General features: G+C 67.4%; 10 protein-coding genes. 5 read left to right on the top strand and 5 right to left on the bottom strand.

The features are described 5' to 3' along the window. The first annotated feature begins 105 nt into the window (after positions 1 to 105). The 4 genes from AC0VYL_RS17160 to AC0VYL_RS17145 are packed head-to-tail and all read left to right on the top strand — an operon-like array spanning position 106 to position 10395. Positions 106 to 3924 (top strand): BREX-2 system ATPase PglY family protein, encoded by a 3819-nt coding sequence (locus tag AC0VYL_RS17160; RefSeq protein WP_475480824.1) that lies wholly within the window; start codon positions 106 to 108, stop codon positions 3922 to 3924. Further along, entirely contained in the window at positions 3921 to 6884 is a 2964-nt protein-coding gene (gene pglZ, locus AC0VYL_RS17155; protein ID WP_475480823.1) for a BREX-2 system phosphatase PglZ, read from the top strand. The genes AC0VYL_RS17160 and pglZ overlap by 4 nt, the downstream gene beginning before the upstream one ends. Beyond that, the gene (gene brxD, locus AC0VYL_RS17150) at positions 6881 to 8206 is read left to right on the top strand and encodes a BREX system ATP-binding protein BrxD (protein WP_475480822.1); all 1326 of its coding nucleotides are present in this window, start codon (positions 6881 to 6883) and stop codon (positions 8204 to 8206) included. The genes pglZ and brxD overlap by 4 nt, the downstream gene beginning before the upstream one ends. 32 nt (positions 8207 to 8238) lie before the next feature. After that, positions 8239 to 10395, top strand: a complete 2157-nt coding sequence (locus tag AC0VYL_RS17145) for a DEAD/DEAH box helicase (protein ID WP_475480821.1) — start codon at positions 8239 to 8241, stop codon at positions 10393 to 10395. 10 nt (positions 10396 to 10405) lie between these two features. Here AC0VYL_RS17145 and AC0VYL_RS17140 read toward each other — a convergent pair whose 3' ends face one another. The 3 genes from AC0VYL_RS17140 to AC0VYL_RS17130 all read right to left on the bottom strand — a co-directional run bounded on the left by AC0VYL_RS17140 (position 10406) and on the right by AC0VYL_RS17130 (position 13853). Next, positions 10406 to 12397 (bottom strand): ATP-binding protein, encoded by a 1992-nt coding sequence (locus tag AC0VYL_RS17140; protein ID WP_475480820.1) that lies wholly within the window; start codon positions 12395 to 12397, stop codon positions 10406 to 10408. Continuing rightward, entirely contained in the window at positions 12394 to 12819 is a 426-nt protein-coding gene (locus AC0VYL_RS17135) for a hypothetical protein (RefSeq protein ID WP_475480819.1), read from the bottom strand. Before AC0VYL_RS17135 ends, AC0VYL_RS17140 begins: the two co-directional genes overlap by 4 nt. 134 nt (positions 12820 to 12953) lie before the next feature. Continuing rightward, positions 12954 to 13853, bottom strand: coding sequence for a hypothetical protein (locus tag AC0VYL_RS17130; RefSeq protein WP_475480818.1), 900 nt, complete (start codon positions 13851 to 13853; stop codon positions 12954 to 12956). Positions 13854 to 14135: 282 nt separating this feature from the next. Between AC0VYL_RS17130 and AC0VYL_RS17125 the strand changes: the two genes are divergently transcribed. Continuing rightward, entirely contained in the window at positions 14136 to 14438 is a 303-nt protein-coding gene (locus AC0VYL_RS17125) for a hypothetical protein (protein ID WP_475480817.1), read from the top strand. 305 nt (positions 14439 to 14743) lie between these two features. Here the strand turns inward: AC0VYL_RS17125 and AC0VYL_RS17120 are convergent, their stop codons facing one another. Together AC0VYL_RS17120 and AC0VYL_RS17115 are read right to left on the bottom strand one after the other, a co-directional pair. After that, entirely contained in the window at positions 14744 to 15970 is a 1227-nt protein-coding gene (locus AC0VYL_RS17120) for an McrC family protein (protein WP_475480816.1), read from the bottom strand. Then, on the bottom strand, positions 15967 to 18030 hold the full coding sequence (locus tag AC0VYL_RS17115) for an McrB family protein (protein WP_475480815.1): 2064 nt from the start codon (positions 18028 to 18030) through the stop codon (positions 15967 to 15969). The genes AC0VYL_RS17120 and AC0VYL_RS17115 overlap by 4 nt, the downstream gene beginning before the upstream one ends. Between the last annotated feature and the right edge of the window lie 343 nt (positions 18031 to 18373).

Below are 18373 nucleotides of genomic sequence, written 5' to 3'. Positions count from 1 at the left end.
GGGAACCGTGCGCCCCACCGGACACTCCAGCGCCCGGAGTGTTCGCACTGGCCGCGCCCACGGTTCCCACCCCCCGAGCAGAACGCAGAAAGGCGCGCCCCGGCGATGACGACCCCTTCCCCTGGTTCGAGCGGCACCGGCCGAGTGATCAGCGACCTGATCGACATCCCCCTCGCCGTCCAGGACGGCGACCTGGTCGTCAAGCTCACCGAGAGCACCTCAACCCGCCAGGCCCAGGCCCTCGCCGAGTACGTGGTCACCCCCCAGCTGGCCGAGAGCTTCGACCAGGCCCTGGAAACCATCCGCTCCTCGGTCACCGACGGCAAGTCCCAGGCCGCCTACCTGCACGGTTCCTTCGGTGCCGGTAAGAGCCACTTCCTCGCGGTGCTCTCCGCGATCCTGGACCACCACCCGGACGCCCGGAGCAAGCCCGGCCTGGCCGACCTGCTCGCCAAGCACGACAGCTGGCTGTCAGGGAAGAAGTTCATCGAGGTCAAGGCGCACCTGGTGGAGAAGGACGTCTCCATCGAGGCCAACATCCTCGGCGGGTACGTGCGCCAGGTGCGTCACGAGTACCCGGACGCTCCGGTCCCGGCGGTTTACCGCGCGGACGGACTGCTGGAGGACGCTCGTGAGCAGCGCGCCCGTATGGGGGACGAGGCGTTCATCGACCTGCTGCCGTCCCGGGGCGATTCCGCCGAGGGAGAGTCCGACGACGTCTGGGGAGAACTCGCCGGTCCCTCCACCTGGAGCACCGAGACCCTCGACGCCGCCTTCGCCGTCCACCCCGACACCGAGGTCGCCACCGAACAGGGCCTGCGCCAGGAACTCATCAGTGCCCTGATCAGCGGCCCCTTCAAGCGCTACACCAGCGCGGTGGGGGACTCCAGCGGCGCCTACGTCAGCATCGACGAGGGCCTGTCGGTCATCAGCCGCCACGCCAAGAAGCACCTGGGCTGCGACGCCGTCGTCCTGCTCTTGGACGAGCTGATCCTGCGCTTCACCGCCTTCATCGGTGACGAGGGTCGGATCAGCAGCGAGGTGCAGAAGATCGCCAAGCTGGTCGAGTCCTCGCACAGCCACCGGCCCGCGCCCATCATCAGCTTCGTGCCCCGCCAGCGGGACCTGCGTGAACTCGTCGGCCTCGGGGGCGGAACCGAGGGCATCTCCCAGACCATCAGCTACTGGGACGGCCGTTTCGGCCACATCAAGCTCGCCGACGCCAACCTCACCGAGATCGCCCGGCACCGCCTCATCAAGCCCCGCAGCGACGAGGCCGCCGCCGAGATCGACGCGGCCTTCGAGCGGATGCGCGGCAGCCGGGCCGAGGTACGCGACACCCTCCTCGACAGCGCGGGCGGAGCCGACACCAGCACCTGGGAGGACTTCCGCAGCCTCTACCCGTTCAGCCCCGCCGCGCTGCACGTCCTGGTGGAGATGTCCTACGCACTCCAGCGCCAGCGCAGCGCCATCAAGCTCCTCCTGGAACTGCTGGTCAAGTACCGCACCACTCTGCCCGTGGGCCAGATGGTGCCGATCGGCGCCGTCTTCGACGTGCTCATCGAGGGCGAGGCCAAGCCCTTCAAGGACCACCTCAGCGCCGAGTACGCCAAGATCAGCAACTTCTACCTCAACAAGGTCCAGCCCTGGCTGTTGGAGAAGCACGAGGTCACCAAGGCAGAGGTGGCCGGTCTGGACGTGCGCTCCCCGTTCCGCCGGGACGACTTGCTGGTCAAGACCCTCCTGCTGAGCGCGCTCACTCCCAACGTGCCCGCGCTCAAGGACCTCACCGTGGGTCGGGCGATGGCGCTCAACCAGGGCATCGTCAAGGCCCGCCGCCCCGGGCAGGACGTCAAGGCGGCCACCACTTTCTTCCAGGACATGGCCGCCCAGTTCGGTGAGGTGCGGGTCGGCGCGCAGAGCGACAACCCCACGCTGTCCCTGAACCTGCTGCGGGTGGACACCGAGTCCCTGATGCGCAGCGCCTACTCCGCCGCCAACGACCACGCCCTGCGTCGGTTGTTCCAGCGCCTACTGTGGGAGCAGTTCGGGCTGGAGCCGGGGGCCGAGCGCGCCGGGGTGGTCTGGCGCGGCACCCAGCGCGCCGTCGAGCTGGTCTTCGGCAACGTGCGCTCCACCGACGACCTCGGCCGGGAGGAGTTCCGGCCGGTCGCCACGAACGCCGTCCGGGTGGTCATCGACTACCCGTTCGACGACGGCGACCACAGCCCCTCCGAGGACCGCTACCGCGTGCAGGCCCTGCGGGAGGAGTTCGGCGAGACCGTCCCGGGTCTGGTCTGGCTGCCGACGTTCCTGTCGCCAGGCAAGCTGGAGGACGCTCGCCGGATCCTCATGATGGAGTACCTCCTCGAACCCAACGTGATCGAGGAGAAGGCACCCGACTGGAGTAGCGACGACCGCCGTGAGGCCCGCGCCCAGCTCGACAACCAGCGCAACCAGCTCACCACGCAGATCGGCAACCTGCTGCGCGGCGCCTATGGCCTGGTGGAGGTGGAGCGGGACAGCAGCGACTATGGCGCCCCCGCCGACCCGCACATCGAGCCGATGCCCCAGGGCCTGAACATCCCCCTGGAGGCAGGCAGCCAGTTCCCGGCCGCCCTCGAGCGGATCACCACCAAGCTCCTGGACCACCTCTACCCCGAGCACCCCGACCTGGCCAGCCCCACCAGGAAGTCCGCGCTCCGGCGCGGCGACCTCAGCATCGTGCTCAAGGCGGTGGAAGAGGCCAAGGCCGACAAGCTCAACCGGTACGAGAACGCCCCCAAGAGCGACCTGCCCACCCTGCGGCACATCGCCGGTCCGCTGCGCATCGCCACCGTCGGCGAGGTCTTCGTGCTCCGGGACGACTGGCAGCGCGAGATCGACCGGTTCGTCAAGCTCAACATGCCCACCAGCACCGACGTGCGCGTCGGCGACCTCAAGAAGTGGATCCGTGCCCGCGAGGACGGGCAGGGGCTCCCCGAGGACATCGTCGACCTGCTGGTCCTCGTCTACGCCGTACAGAGCGACCGGGCCTGGATCCGGGCGGGCAAGCGCTACACCGGCGCGGACATCGGCCAGCTCGCCGACGACATCGTGCTCCGCCGCCAGGAACTGCCCTCCGAGGAGGACTTCCAGCAGGCCAACGAGCGCGCCCAGCGGATCTTCGGGCTCCCCGCCCAGCCGCTGCTCAACAGCCGGTCCGTGCAGCGCATGGCCGAACAGCTCAAGGAACAGGCACACCGGCTCCAAGCGGGCAGCGAACACCTGGTCCGTGAACTCACCAGGCACACCCAGGTGCTCGGACTGAACGAAGAGGCCCCGCGTCTGCGCACCGCACGCGCTGCGGACGAGCTCCTCGGCCGACTCAGCGGGTTGGCGGACGACACCGAACTGGTCAGGGCGCTCGGCCAGGCCGACCTGCCCGAGCAGAGCGGCGTCTACCACCTCAGCATCACGGGGGCGGGCAACCTCGCCCAGGCCCTGGCCGCCGCCCGGTGGGACCTGCTGGAGTCGCTGGAGACCATCATCCATGCGGGTGGCACACACTCCAGCCGGGCCGAGCAGATCCTGGGCGCGCTTCGGGAGGCCGCGCGGCACAACGAGAGCACCCAGAAACTGGCCACCGCTCTCAGCTCCGCCAACAGCGCCGCCAGCGCGCTGAACAATCTCATCATCCGTGAGGCATCCGGAGGACGGGGGACTCCGCCGCACACAAAGCGGGGTGGCGGCACCTGGCCGGAGCACACCGGGGTGCGCGTCGAACACGAACCCACCCTGCCGCAGCCCCCCGCCACTCCCGCCGGGGCCTGGGCCACAGTCGACCCCGGGGTTGGCGTGGACGCGGCCGTCGCCGAGCTGCGCACCCGACTCGGTATCCCCGAGGACCGCAAGATCCAGATCACCATTCGGGAGGCCGAGTGAACAGCGCCACCACCCGGGCCGTTGCGTCCCGACCCGCCGCCCCGGCCCTGGGACGGGTGAGTGCGGAGAGTCTGGCCGGTGCGCTGGAGCGCGCGCTGGACGCCGAGGCCCGGCGGGTCGCCAAGGGTCACCCGCGTTCTGGTGCCACTGCTCTGGCCCTGTCCGCCGCCCCGCACTGGGACGGCCCCGGCACCCTCACCGTGCAGATCGAGACGGGTCAGGGAACGAACGAGCAGCGGACCGTACGGGTGGTGGGCGCCGACAGCGTCCTGACCCTCGTGCACGCGCTGAGCGGTAGCAACGAGGACGTCGACCACGTGGTCGTCCTCACTCCGCTCGACCCCGCCGACCTTGGTGAGGCGCTGCTGGGCCGCTTCCTCGGCGAGGAGGTGGTCCGCCTCGACGACTGGGAGCTGCTGCGCGGCGAACTCAAGGTCACCCGGATCGACCCACGGCTGTACTCGGGCCGGCTGAGCTGGCTGGCCGACACCCTGCGCGAGATCAGGGCCACCCACCAGCTCAAACTGGGCACCGGTGTGCTCAAGCTCGAACAGGCACTGTCCATCGCCGTCTCCGCGCGCTTCGGCCGCAAACCCGGCGAACAGGTGGACAGCGCGGCGCTCCTGGAATGGACCCGCAACCCCGCCTCCGTGGCCGCCTTCACCCGTCTGCACGAGGACGAACGGGAGGACCTGCGCCGCGAGGTCGAGGAGAACCTCGGAGCCGTCCCGCGGGTGCTGTTCACACTCCTGGACCGCGGCCACGCGCTCGACGCAGTCCCCATCGGGCTCACCCTGTCCGAACTCGACGAGGCAGCCCAGGAGGACCGCCCAGACGGGGACCGGGACGCGGCCCGCGCGGCCCAGCACGCCCTGATCCGTGCCCAGGAAAGGTACTTCGGCGCCAACCAGCCCCGGGCCGGGGAACTGAGGGAGTTCGGCAACGCCTGCACCGCGTCCCTGGTGCGGTTGCTCGACGGTGCGGAGGAGGACCACGCCGACGAGACCGTCCGCCGTACCGAGGAACTCCTCTTCCAGCTCGACGCCGCACCGGTGGCCCAGGCCAGCCGACTGCTCGACGCCGGGCTGCACACCCGCCTAGCCGACCTGGGGCGGCAGATCACCCTCGCCCTGGGCGAGGACGGACGAGGAGGGCCCCTGCCGCAGGACCTGCGGGAGGTGGAACAGGCACTGGGGCGGCTGCGCGACCACCGCCGCCACGGCTCCCGGGACAAGCAGGAGCAGGCACGCGCCGCCACGAACGCGGTGCGGCTGCTGCGCCGCATGGCGCTCGGCTCTGCGGATCAGCCGTTGGGGGCCACCACACCCAGCACCGCGCGCGGATGGATCCAGGTCCACGTGCAGGAGACCGGATGGGTGGACCGCGCGGCCTCGGCGATCTGGCACCACCACGGTGACGTGCCCGTCTTCGTCCAGGCCCTGGGCACCCTCTACACGCGGGTTCGCGACTGGCGTGCACGCGTCGACGCGGCGTTCGCCACCGCCGTCAACCGCTGGAACAGCGGGCACGCGCCCACCGACACCCAACTGCGGGCCGAGAACCTCCTCTGCCGAGTGGCCCTGCCGCTTGCACAGGACCAGGCACCGCTCGTCATCGTGCTCGACGGAATGAGCATGGAGGTCGCCGTCCAGTTGGCGGAGGACGTCAACGGAGGCGGACGCCTCGCCGAGGTCGGCCGCATCTCGAAGGGGACCCAGGCCGGTGTGCGCGAGGGCGCCCTGGCCACCGTCCCCTCCATCACCAACTGCTCGCGGGCCTCCCTGCTCACCGGCGAACTCGCCACGGGGAAACAGGACCGCGAACGCTCCGGCTTCACCGCCCTGTGGAAGCGCACGGCCTTCGGCCAGCGCAGAGCGGTGCTCTACTACCAGCGCGACCTGGAGGTCGGCGCCGGGCTCCACCTTCCCGCACAGGTACAGGAGGACATCGACGACACCGAGACCGTGGTCGGAGTCGTCCTCAACACCATCGACGACGCCCTCTCCCGTGGCCGGGAAGCGGACCAGGCCACCTGGTCCACGAAGCAGGTCGGCAAGCTCGGTTCGCTCCTGGACGCCGCCGCTCGTGCCGGCCGCCCCGTCGTGCTCACCTCCGACCACGGTCACGTGTGGGACCGGGGACAGGCCGTCAAGACCGTGTCGGGGGAGTCCGCCCGCTACCGCGTCGGAGAACCCGGTGACGGCGAGATCCTCGCGACCGGAGACCGTGTCCTGTTCGGCGATGGCACCCTCGTCGTCCCCCACCGGGAGGACATCCGCTACACCGACCGCAAGGACGGCTACCACGGCGGCTTCTCCGCAGCCGAGATGGTCATCCCCGTGCTGGTGTTCGTGCCCGTGGAGACGGCACGCCGAGGCTCGGGGGAGAGCGGTCACGCCACCGCCCCGCACGGCTGGCAGCGACTGGGCCCGGCCGAGGTCGAGCCGGTCTGGTGGTCCCAGCCGTTGGAGAGCACCCCTGCGGCCGACAGCGGGCACCACTCGCGGTTCGACGACTTCTCCGGGTTCGTCACCCGGGACCCCCAGAAGGAGAAGAGCGGCACCACCCCGAAGCGACGGCAGGGCAAGAAGCAGGCCCAGCCCGAGCAGACCCCCGCCCTCTTCGGAGAGCAGACCCTGGGAGCGCAGGTGACCGACACCTCCGCGTTCAAGGCCAGCCTCAGCAGAGTCGGCCGGGCACCGGCCGCAGAGGAGATCGCCGCGCTCGTCGACGCCCTCGCCGCCGTGGGCGGAGGCAACCCGCGCCTGCCCGTCGGCGCGGCCTCCCGTGCGGCCAACGGGCCCCAGAGCCACCCACGAGCCGTGCGCTTCCTCAAGATGGTCGGCAAGGTCCTCAACGTCGAGGCCTACCCCGTCCTCACCCTGACCGACGGCGACCGTAGCGTCGAACTCAACACCGCCCTGCTCCAGCAGCAGTTCCTCCGAGGGGGCCGAGCGTGAACCCCGTCAGCGCCGCACGCCGTGAGGAGGTCGTCGGCGCCCTGCGCCGCGGCACCGTCCCGCACGGCGGCCTCGACCTGTTCGCCGTCGGCCTCGACCGCTACGAGAACGCCCTCGACAAGGAACTCGGCAACGTCAGCACCGGCGGGGCCGACTTCAAGGCCGTGCGCGGTGAGTACGGCTCCGGCAAGACGTTCTTCGTCCGTTGGCTGGGTGAGCGGGCCAAGCGTGCCAACTTCGCGGTCACCGAGATTCAGATCTCCGAGACCGAGACACCGCTGCACCGGCTGGAGACTGTCTACCGGCGCCTGACCGAACGGCTCACCACCTCCACCCAGCCCCCCAGCGCGCTGCGCGAGATCGTGGACAACTGGGTGTACTCCCTGGAGGAGGACGTCCTCGCCGACGGCACGGTGGAGGAAACCGACGAGGAGGCGCTCAACCAGGCCGTGACGGCTCTCCTCGAGCGTCGACTCACCGAGGTCGCCGCCACCAACCCCGGGTTCGCCGCAGCCCTCCGGGGCTACCACCGTGCCCAGGCCGAAGGGCAACCGGCCATCGCCGAGGCGCTCATCGCCTGGTTGGGCGGGCAGCCCAACGTCGCAGCCGCGGCCAAGCGCTATGCCGGGATCAAGGGCGACCTCGACCACTTCGGCGCGCTGGCAGCGCTCAAGGGGCTGCTGGTGTTGCTGCGCGACTGCGGACACCCGGGACTGGTGGTCGTCCTGGACGAGCTGGAGACCCTTCAGAGGGCTCGCACCGACACTCGGGAGAAGGGGCTCAACGCGCTGCGACAGCTGCTGGACGAGATCGCCAACAAGCAGTTTCCCGGGCTGTACCTGGTCATCACCGGTACCCCAGCGTTCTTCGACGGCCCGCAGGGCGTGCAGCGGCTGGCGCCACTGGCCCAGCGTCTGCACACGGACTTCCTCCCCGATCCCCGGCACGACAACCTGTACGCCTCCCAGATCCGCCTCGGTGGTTTCGACCTGGACAAGCTCCACGAACTGGGATTGTCCGTGCGGGAGCTGTACGCAGACGGGGCCGACGCACCCCAGCGCGTCCGGAGCCGGGTCGACGACAGTTACCTACTCGGTTTCGCCGAGGCGGTCGCGGGCGAGCTGGGTGGCAAGGTCGGCATCGCGCCCAGGCTTTACCTGCGCAAACTCGTGGACGTGATGGACCGGATCGACCAGAACGAGGACTTCGACCCGCGTCTGCACTACAACCTCACCGTGGGTGGCAGTGAACTGACCGAGGTGGAACGCGGAGCCCACGTGCAGCGGGCCAGCAGCGCGGACGAGGTGGAGCTCGACCTGTGAATGCCTCCTCTGCAGCAGGGGAGGGCGGCAGGGTGGGTGGTTCGGCTCCCGCAGGTGCGGAGCCGAGCACCCTGGACCTGCTGCACCCCACGCTCGCCCATCACGTCGTCAACACCCTGGGGTGGCCCGGGCTGCGCCCCCTGCAGCGCGAGGCCCTGGCCCCGCTCATCGACGGGGACGACGCGATCCTGCTCGCGCCCACGGCTGGAGGTAAGACCGAGGCGGCCCTGTTCCCCCTGCTCACCACCATGGCCGGACGAACGGGGGAGGGGCTGTCTTTGCTGTACGTGTGCCCCATCAAGGCGCTGCTCAACAACCTGCTGCCCCGGGCCCAGGCTTATGCAGGGTGGATGGGCCGTACCGCCGAGCTGTGGCACGGTGACATCTCCTCGGCAGGGAGGCAGCGCATCCTGCGTAACCGGCCCGACATCCTGCTCACCACCCCCGAGTCCCTCGAGTCGATGCTGGTCAGTACAAAGGTCGACCACCGGGCGTTCTTCAAGAACCTGCACGGCATCGTGGTGGACGAGGTGCACGCCTTCGCGGGGGACGACCGGGGTTGGCATCTGCTCGCTGTCCTGGAACGTCTGTCCCGGGTGGCCGGGCGGCCCGTGCAACGAGTGGGGCTCTCCGCGACCGTCGGCAATCCCGAGGAGCTGCTGGCCTGGTTGCAGGGGTCCCTGTCCGGTGAGCGACCTGGGCGGGTGATCGCCCCCGGAGTGAGTCTGCCCCAGGCAGGACACGTTCCCGAAGAGCCGCCACCGGGCGAGGTCGAACTCGACTATGTGGGCTCGCTGCGCAACGCGGCCAAGGTCATCGCCTCGCTGCACCAGGGTGAGAAGCGCCTGGTGTTTTGCGACTCCCGCAAGTACGTGGAGGAACTCGGGCACACCCTGCGCGAGTTCGGGGTGACCACCTTCCTGTCACACGCCTCCCTGGCCCTGGACGAACGCCGCCGCGCCGAGGCGGCCTTCTCCGAGGCCCGCGACTGCGTCATCGTGGCCACATCCACCCTGGAACTGGGCATCGATGTGGGTGACCTGGACCGGGTCATCCAGATCAACGCACCAGGGACCGTCGCCTCCTTCCTGCAGCGCATCGGCCGCACCGGGCGCAGGCGGGGGAGCGCCCGCAACTGTCTGTTCCTCGCGGTGGACAAGCCCGGCTTGTTGGACGCTGCCGCGCTCCTGCATCTGTGGGGCAAGCACTGGGTCGAACCGGTGGTCCCAACCCCAGAACCCCGGCACATCGTCGCCCAGCAACTGCTCGCCCTGTGCCTGCAGGAACCCGAGGTTGCCCGAGAGCTCTGGCCCGAGTGGTGGGGTGACCTGGAACCGTTCCACCAAGGGGAGCCCATCGCAGCGCACCTGGTTCGCGAGGGCTTCATCGATCTCGACGGCGGACTGATGATGGTCGGCCCCGAAGCGGAGAAGCGCTTCGGGCACCGCCACTTCATGGAACTGACCAGCGTCTTCACCGCGCCACCCCAGTTCACCGCCCTGCACGGTCGCACCGAGATCGGCCGTGTGGACCCGTCGCTGTTGGCCGCGGACGAGAAGGAGGCCGGTCCTCGCCGCCTACTCCTGGCGGGTCGTACCTGGGTCGTCACCTGGGTGGACTGGCGTCGGCAACGCTGCCAGGTCGAACCGGTCGAAGGCGGGGGTGGCAAGGCCAAGTGGGACTCGGGCGGTCACCTGGGCTCCTTCTTCGCCCTGACCCGAGCCGTTCGGGAGGTGCTGCTCGGAGCCGACCCCAAGGTGCGGCTCACCCAGCGCGCGGTCAAAGCTCTGGCGGAGACCCGTGAGGAGCATCTGGACATGGTTCACCCTGCGGGCTCGGTCATCGTCCGTGCCTCCAACGGCGACCTGCGTTGGTGGACCTGGGCGGGGGCACGGGCCAACCTGACTCTGGCAGCCACTCTCGGTTCTGCCGCTGATCCCAAGCAGCAACCCACTGACGCGTGCCTACGCCTCAACCCTGAGTTGGACCCGCGTTTCTGGGCCGCCGCCAAACAGTCGGCCCGGGAACGCATCACCCTTCCCCAGGTGTCGACGCGCGCCTTGGACGGACTGAAGTTCAACGCTGCCCTCCCCGAACACCTGGCCGAGCGCACCTTGTCCGCAAGGCTGGCGGACGTCGAGGGCGCGAGAGCGCTACTGAAGGAACCCACCCGCTTCGTGCAGACTTGAATGAAATGGTCTATTCGCTGCCGGGGTTCTCGACACGTTCGCCTTCTATCGTGTGAATCCGCCCCGGGCCGGGGTGCGTGATTGACCGGATACCCGGTTTGTCGTAGGAGACCCATATGGGTTCTCGGAACGGGGTAAAGCCGTCGGGCAGATTCGTGTCGAGAACGAAGATCTGGAAGGTCTCTTCTCGCTGTGCGGCCATGCCCTGGATGTGCCGGTAAATGTTCGTGCTCAGCTCCTGACGTGGACCCAGCGACTTCTGCGGGCTGTCCAGGATCAGGAAACCGGGAAAGGGGTATCGAGGGCTGGTCAACGCCTCCGCCTGCAGAGCCAGCCAATACCCCACGATGAAAGGGACCCGGTTGCCTCCGCTGATGCTCACGGTGTCGAACCTCTTGCCGTCGATGTAGGGAAGGAAGTCCTTGGAGTAGATAAAGGCCTCTCGTACGTTGGGCGCCGCGAAATTCCTTTGTACCAGCCTGTTGTAGAAGTCCGTCAGATCATCGAACAGAGTCCTGGACGTCGAGTCGAGGTGCTCCCGGTACAGACGGAGTCTCCCTAGCGCATTAGCCAGCTCATCATCGGCTGTCTCACAGTCGGTGACGAAACTCCTCGCGTGGTCGGCTGTGGAGATCAAAGCGCTGATCCGCTCGACTTCGGCTTCGGCGCCCGCTACCTGCTCTGCCACGCGGGCGAGTTCCTCCGAACCGGGGAACCCCAGCCGCGATGTGAGGAGTTCCAGTTCGGTCTCCAACTCCCGGATCTCCTGCAAGAGCTCGCCACGGTATCCCCGAAGAGTCTCATTCTCCTGTTGCCCCTGGACCAGAAGTAGTCGGATCTCCTCACGCTGGTCGACCAGTTGGAGCTCCTGGGCGGTGGCTTCTCCTGGAACCGCGAGTGGGAGCCGATTTGGATCGCTGTCCTGCTCTCGGGCGCCTCGCTGGGATCGGTGGGTCTCTTCTTCTGGCACCGCTTGAAGGCACAGTCGGCAGGTGCCTGGCTCGGAGCGATGCTCGTCCAACGCCTGAAGACACCGTGGGCACTGACTGAACTCGATGGGGGCGAGGAGGGTGTTCGCGGTCCGGACACGGTCCAGTCTGGCCAGCGCGGCCGCCAGTCCCTCAGAGCGCCCACGGCGTTGCCGCTGTGTCTCCTCCAGACCTTCCAGTTCTTCATCAGCCCTGGCCATGGTGTTCCTTGTGGTGGTGAGCAGACCACGTAGCGCCACGATTCGGTCGTCATGGGCGCCGAGGGAGGACCGCATCCTCTCAACGGCCCGGAGAAGTTGTTGCTGACGTCGCTCGGCCTCTGACAGCTCACTCACAAGGTCGTCTCGGGAAGGTAGAGCGGTGCGCTGCATCAGTGCCTCCACCCCTTGGAGGTGAGCCTTGGCCTGACGTTGCTTCCCTCTGACCTCGTCCACCTCCACTTCGAGGGTGGTGAGGTGTTCGTCGACCAGACCGAAGAGTAGCTCGAAGACGCGCTTGCGCCGAGGCGTCACCGAGGCGACGTCGTGTCGGGCGATGCTGTGGTCGATCTCGAACTGGGGTACGTGCATGTACTCCCACACATGCTCGAAAGTCACCCTTCTGCGGCGGCCGTTCACGGTGACCTCGATATCCGATGGAACACCCAGCCACTCCAGTAAGGCGGTACCGATGCCGACCTCATCGTCGCTCGGATCGATGGGATACTCGCCGAGCATCTCCTGGGATTCCAGGTCGATGACCTCAACGCTTCCAGGCGTGCGCACTTGGCGGCCCAGCCTGAGCCGCTGCTCGCCAGCCACGATGTCCACGAACACCCGCTGTACTTTCTGTTCCACCACGGGTGTTTTCTGAGCTTTCAACCCCAGACCGAACCTGATCAGTTCGATGATTGTGCTCTTGCCTGCACCAGGGGCCCCGATGAGGAGGTTCAGCCCTTTGTGGAAAGTCCTTCGGTCGGGCTCTCCCTTCTCGATGCGAAGTTCGAGCGCTTCGACCCGGAACAAGATGCTCACGTGATCAGGTCTCCGAAATCGTGTTCTTCGTTTAGGGACAGTCGTTCCTGGATCAACTCGGCGATGCGGTTGCCGCTGAGACTGTGAGCGGCTTCGGCCACGGCTCGGCAGCGGTCGGAAACCGCGGACCACGCGGGTGTGTTCGCCGCCGAGCGTGCGACCTCGGTGCCGTGGACGCTCGGCTGCAAGGTCATCCGGGCACGGCCGTCGGCGCCTCTGATCAGCAGCGCGCGCCCGAGAAGTGCGCCGACCACGGTGTAGTAGCGCTCGTCCCAGGGTCCGTATCGGTGTCTGCGCATCGGAGCCTCCACGGAACGAGCATCGGCGTCCTCTGAATGAAGGCGTGGGTCGTGTGGGTCGAGATCATCCAGGACCTGTGCGGCGAACAGGGGGTAACGCACCAGGAAGTCGAGCTTGGCCAACTGCCCCAGGCCATCGACATGTCCAGGACCTCTGGGAACTGCGGCTACGGAACCGATGAGAAGGAGTACCCGCAGCTCGTGGTAGCCGCGGTCCCGAAGGAAGTACGCTCGGTATCGAGGCGGAGCGGGTTGGCTCATTCACCCTCCCCTTGGGGGCGGTCAGCGTCGGGGGAGTCGCTGTGGGAAGAGGTGAGCAGGATGCGGTCGGCGTCGAATCGGTACGGTGTGAACCAAACGCGGCACTGATCGGAGGCGTCGGCGAGAGCGCCGGTGAGGAGCGGGCGAGTCAATCGAAAGGGAAGCGGCGAAAAGCTCTCGAGTGGAAGCCGGGTGGCGCCGTGCCACAGCCGCATGCCGAACTCGGCCTGCTCCACGCCCTCGGCGCGTAGGCCGACATGGAGATCGTCGACCTGGTCTTCCAGATCGTCCGCGAACTCCTGTAGTTGAGCGTGGTTTCCCGGGGAGTCATCGACCTCCTCCGCGCAGGTCTTGCGCCACCTGACCATCCGGTCCTCGGCTCGTTGGATGGCGTTGGCCTCCAGTCCGCCAACCTCCATTTTCACTGTGACCTTGTGCTTGTAGGGCAGTGGTGGAGCGAGGTAGATCCCGGGTTTTTCCAGTGCTCGCTTGATCACCATGAGAGCTTGCCCCGTGGTCACGGTGCGCTTTTCGACGGCCTCCTTGCCGGGAGTGAGTGTTTGGGCGCTCAATGAGCGGATCAGCCTGGTCAGCCCCGCATCCTCTGTGGGTAGCTGATCCTCCATGCTCTGCTCGACGTAACCGGTGAGCGCATGCCAGACCGCCCCGGCGTGGATCGGCGGATGCCCGAGTCGCTTGAGTACAGGGGAGACGAACCGCGATGGTCCGCTGTGGACGATGTCCCTTCGGCCAGGGAGGTTCGTCTCCAGAGTCAGGGATGTGAGAAAGCGTGCCGAGGATTCGAGTAGTTCGGAACCAGGTCTGCACTGGTGCACATGCTTTGATCTGCCCTGGGATTCCTCTTCGCTCAGACCGGCGTCCTTGTGGTGCATCATCAGGTACCGAGCCAAGGTGTGATGCAGGTCGGATCGCGCCTCCGAGGATACGGGGTTCCGAGGACTGGCGTCAGCTTCGTCGTCGAGTTGGCACAGGTCACGGAGGGATCGAGTTTCCGGGAGGCTCCGGATGGCATTGTTGGTTACCAAGCGGCACCTGGGCATCTGTGAGAGCCGGCGATGATTCCGATACAGGTGAGGGATGCCGCCATCGCTCATGAGCGACGACCAGGTCCACGCCCCCTGGTCAGCGTCGAGGTGTTTGGCGGAGACCAACTGGCATTGGTCACCCTCGACGAGGGCCCAGTCCTCATGGCGTTCGCTTACCAAGGCTCGGTGCGGAGACTGCTCGCCACGGTGCTGTTCGGCGAGGTCCAGGCTCACAAGGACGAGAAGGTCACGGGCCGCGACGCGCGACTGCCAACGGTAACGGTTGAGAGTTCTGGAACCCGAATCATCATCGGGGGGTACGGCAAGGAGGGAGGTCTCGCTCAGAGGTATTCACCCTTTCCCGAGTTCTTCGTCATGTTTCTATCATCCTGGCGCACGGAAAAATCTCTCGTTTTCAAAAATTCTGCTGAGTAATCGTGGAACCGTAGATCTGAAGGGCTCTCTCCAGGTATGTTCGTGGCCTTGGCCAGGGATGACCCTGCGTGGTGAATTTTTGCCGAAACCATGTTCGATTCGACTCCTTCGGATTTTGGCCACATGTGGCCGACCGGAAAGCGAGTGCATTCTCATCCGGGGCATGTCTCACAAGCATGTTGAGGAGTGCATCGGCAAAGGGTGACTTGGGTGCATATGCCGGATAATCGGCTCGTAGGGGAGTCCCTCGTCTGTGCGTGAGGACCGCTTCGTCGCTCCCAGGGGGTCCTTGGTGGCGCTTCTCATCAGGGAAGCATTGTGGTCCTCTGGCCTGTGTGAACCGCCACGGCGATGGCTTCCACTTGAGAGAGCAGCGCCTCCGGTTCGGTGTCCAGGTCCAGGACGTGCTGGTGCACGGTGACCCCCGGGTCGCCATGCAGGCGGTGCCGGGTCGAGGCCACACCGGAGCCTGCCGCGTAGACCAGGTGGCCCTCGGTGAGGTTGAGACGGGTGCAGTAGGCCAGCACCTGGTACAGGTCCCCTGGGTGGCCGCTTGAGCTCTTGGCCCGCTTGTACTTGGCATCCACCACCCCGGTGGGCTCGTCAACTCCAGAGGGCTCGTAGAGGAGATCGGGGCGGAGCCGCGCTGTCTGCCCGTGGTCCAGGTGGAAGCGCCCGTCCTGGAGCAGGCACCGGCCTCCTTTGGCTCGCAGGGACTCGGAGAGGGCTCGGGTCGCGAAGTCCTCGAAGACCTGCCACATGCGCAGGACGAGACCGTCGGCGCGCAGGGTGTCGTCCTCGCCGAACTCGTAGGACCCCGACCTCAGGATGAGTTCGGCCAGCCTGAGCGGGTTGTGCAGGCGGGAGTTCAGGCGGCTGGGCTGCCACGCGGGGAGCTCCAGGCCTGGCGGCAAGGGGCTGACTCCGTCCAGCCGGGTGAGGATCCTGCGCAGAAGGGCTCGTGTGGTCGGGGCGGTCCCGGGCAGGCGCAGAAGCTTGCGTGCGGCGGTGAGCAGGATGCTGTTCTCGCTGATGTCCGCGGTGTGATCGTCGTATCGGACCTCAGCAGGTAGGAGCATGCCGAACCGGCGACGGGTCTGATCCGCGGCGCGCAGCCTGCCCCGTAACACCGGAGCTGACTCCTCCACGGTTCGGTAGCCCATCAGGACCCCATTGCCCAGTGCACGCTCACACATCCGGGCGAAGGCGTGCGCGACAGCGGGAAGGAGGTCGTCGTGCCCCTGGACCCGCACTTGCTCCCGGTCCCACCTCGTGCCCGTCTGGGCGTAGCCGATCAGGAAGAACAACCGGTGCACGGGCAGTTTGGGGACGATGACCAGGTCGACCGACACCCCGCGGGTGCTCAGCCGCACCGAGCCGACCATCTCTCGGTCCGCGTTGACCCGCCACCGCCCGTCGGGTTCGGGCACCACGGTGGCCAGCCCGGACGCGGCGATCAGAGCCGCCTGCGCCGGGGCCAGGGCGACCCCGCTGCGAGGGCGGTGCTCGGTCAGTCGGAGCGTGTCGCTCATGGCTGTTCGCCTGGCCCCAGGGCCTGGCGGAGCGCGGCCAAGCCGTACCGCCCCGCCACGTCGGTGCCGTCACCGTAGTGGTGTTCCTCCAACAGGGGGAGGATCTGGTGGCGCCACACGCGTTCCAGGCCCTGAGGTGAGGAGTGGATCGACGTCCGCATCAGGTACGAGGGGCCGATCCGGAAGTCACGGTCGTCGATCCGGTTGTTGAGCTCCTCCAGCAGGAGCGCGGAGGTCTCCGGTAGTCCGTGGTGATGCAGCCACTGCCGCAGCACCGAGCCCACCGGCTCGGACGAGGGGTGTAGTTCGATGAACCAGAAACGTCGGCGCATCGCCGTGTCCACGAGGGCGATGGAGCGGTCGGCGGTGTTCATGGTGCCGATGATGACCAGGTTTCTCGGCAGATCGAAACCGGCGTCGCCCTCGGTTCCGTAGAGCAGGCGGACCGACCTGTTGCGGTACTCCAGCAGGAAGTAGAGCTCCCCGAAGACCTTGGCGAGGTGCCCCCGGTTGATCTCGTCGATGATCAGCACGAACGGTTCCGAGGGGTGCCTGCGTGCCGCGCTGGCGAGGGTACGCAGCGGACCGTGGCTGAGGGTGAAACCGGCCGGTCGTTCAGAGTCTCCGGGGTGGGGGCGGTAGCCCTCGAAGAAGTCCTCGTAGGAGTAGGACGGGTGGAACTGTACGAGCTGGACGTTCTCCGGCCGGTCACCGGTGAGGTGCCGGGCCAGTTCCTGGGCCAGGTGGGTCTTGCCGGTGCCCGGAGGACCGTAGAGCACCAATTGTTGCTTGTCGCGCAGTAGGTCCACGCACTCGGCGAGCCACTCACGGTCCATGTACACACTTCGGGCGAACTCGTCGGTGGGTCCGGGGAGGGAGGGCCCATCCGGCGCTGACACTGTCTGTGGGGCGCCGGTGAGGAGCTGTTCCAGGTCCTTTGCGAAAGCAGTGAGGTCGAGCAGGTCGGTGTTGGGTGTGCCGACCCGGGCAGCGAGTTCCCGGGGCAGGTCCCGGGACAGGTCGAGGGGGCTGGACACGGTGTGCCATTCCACCGGACGCAGCAGCTGGTCCGGGGCCGCGGGGTCCTCGGACCGAACCTCGTTGGAGGAGATCCTGCCCAGGTGGATCTCCTGGCCTATGTTGGTCAGCACAAGGTCCCCGGGGCGTATCCGCGAAACGAAGGCGTGCAGGGAGAAGGCGAGGCGTTCACGTTCCTCCACGGTCCAGTGGCCGTTGTTCACGTCGACGTTGTCCCGGACCGCCTTCTCACTCATCCCCGCCCGCAGCGCGCCGGCGGACTCCTCGTGCAGGGAACAGACACCGTGTTCCAGCCAGAGTGAACGGACGAGACTGTTTCCCTGGCTGTCGGTTCCGCGAAGCAGCCAGGCACGCGAGGGTGCCTCGTCCGGGGCCGAGGCTGATTCCCTGTCCAGGGAGGCGAGCTGCTCGGCCAAGTCCTGCTGGGAGAGTCGGTGGCTGGCCAGTGTCCACCCCTCAGGCCCGAGAATGCCGTCCGAACCCAGCAGTTTCAAGGCCTGTGCGCGCTCCTCCTCTGTCAGGTGCGCGGGCCCAGGGGATCCGCCCTCCGAGCTCAGGACACGGTGCCACCCCTCGGGGCGTACTGCGGACAGGTACGGTGCGAGGTCCTCACCGCGCAGCCCGGTCTGTTCGGCGAGGTCGTCCAGGCTGACCCACCACCCCTCGGACAGCGTCTGGAGGAAGTCGCACGCCAATTCATAGCTTTCCTTGGCCTGGTTCCACCTCTGGTAACGCTCGTCGATCAGGCCACCGATGTCGTCGTCCTTGGTCAGCTCCCCGAGCGCGTGGCGGCCGGCGCCGGTCAGCTGCCATGTGCCGTTCCCGTCCTTGCGCAGCCATCCCGCCTTGACGATGCCCGCCGAGTTCCAGGTGAAGCGGGTGAAGGCACCGCTCTTCCCCGTGCCCGCGTTTGCCCATTCCTGCTCCAGGCCGGGGTTCCGGCCGAGGATACGGTTCCACACTTCGCTCTTGTGCAGGCCTGCGGGAAACTCGTCGAGCACCTCGAGGAGTGTGCGCGTCATCCGTGAAGCGAGTTCGCTTCTGGTTGCCAAGGGGATACCTCCAGGCCAAGGCCAGGTCGGTGGGGTTCTGGATGAAATGAGCGTACAAGGGGCGAAGAGGCGAAGAACGGGCAGCCAATCCGACTAGCCGTCGACTCATCCCAGGAAGCGCTGGCGGGTCACGCGTGGCGGCCTACTCGCAGACTGCGACCGGAGAGTCAAGGAGTGGGGCGAATGAACCCGTCCGGTCTTGGGGGACGTCTGCGGGCACCGACTACGGCCGTGCGGCGGTGGTAACGATCTTTGGGTTGGTTCGGGCCTTCGAGGCGGCGTGATTCCGTATCCGGTCACGCTGAACAAGTTG

The organism is Nocardiopsis sp. iso_238 (genome assembly GCF_056173325.1).
Note: the sequence above shows the minus strand (reverse complement) of the source record. Positions and strands in the feature narration are given on the sequence as shown.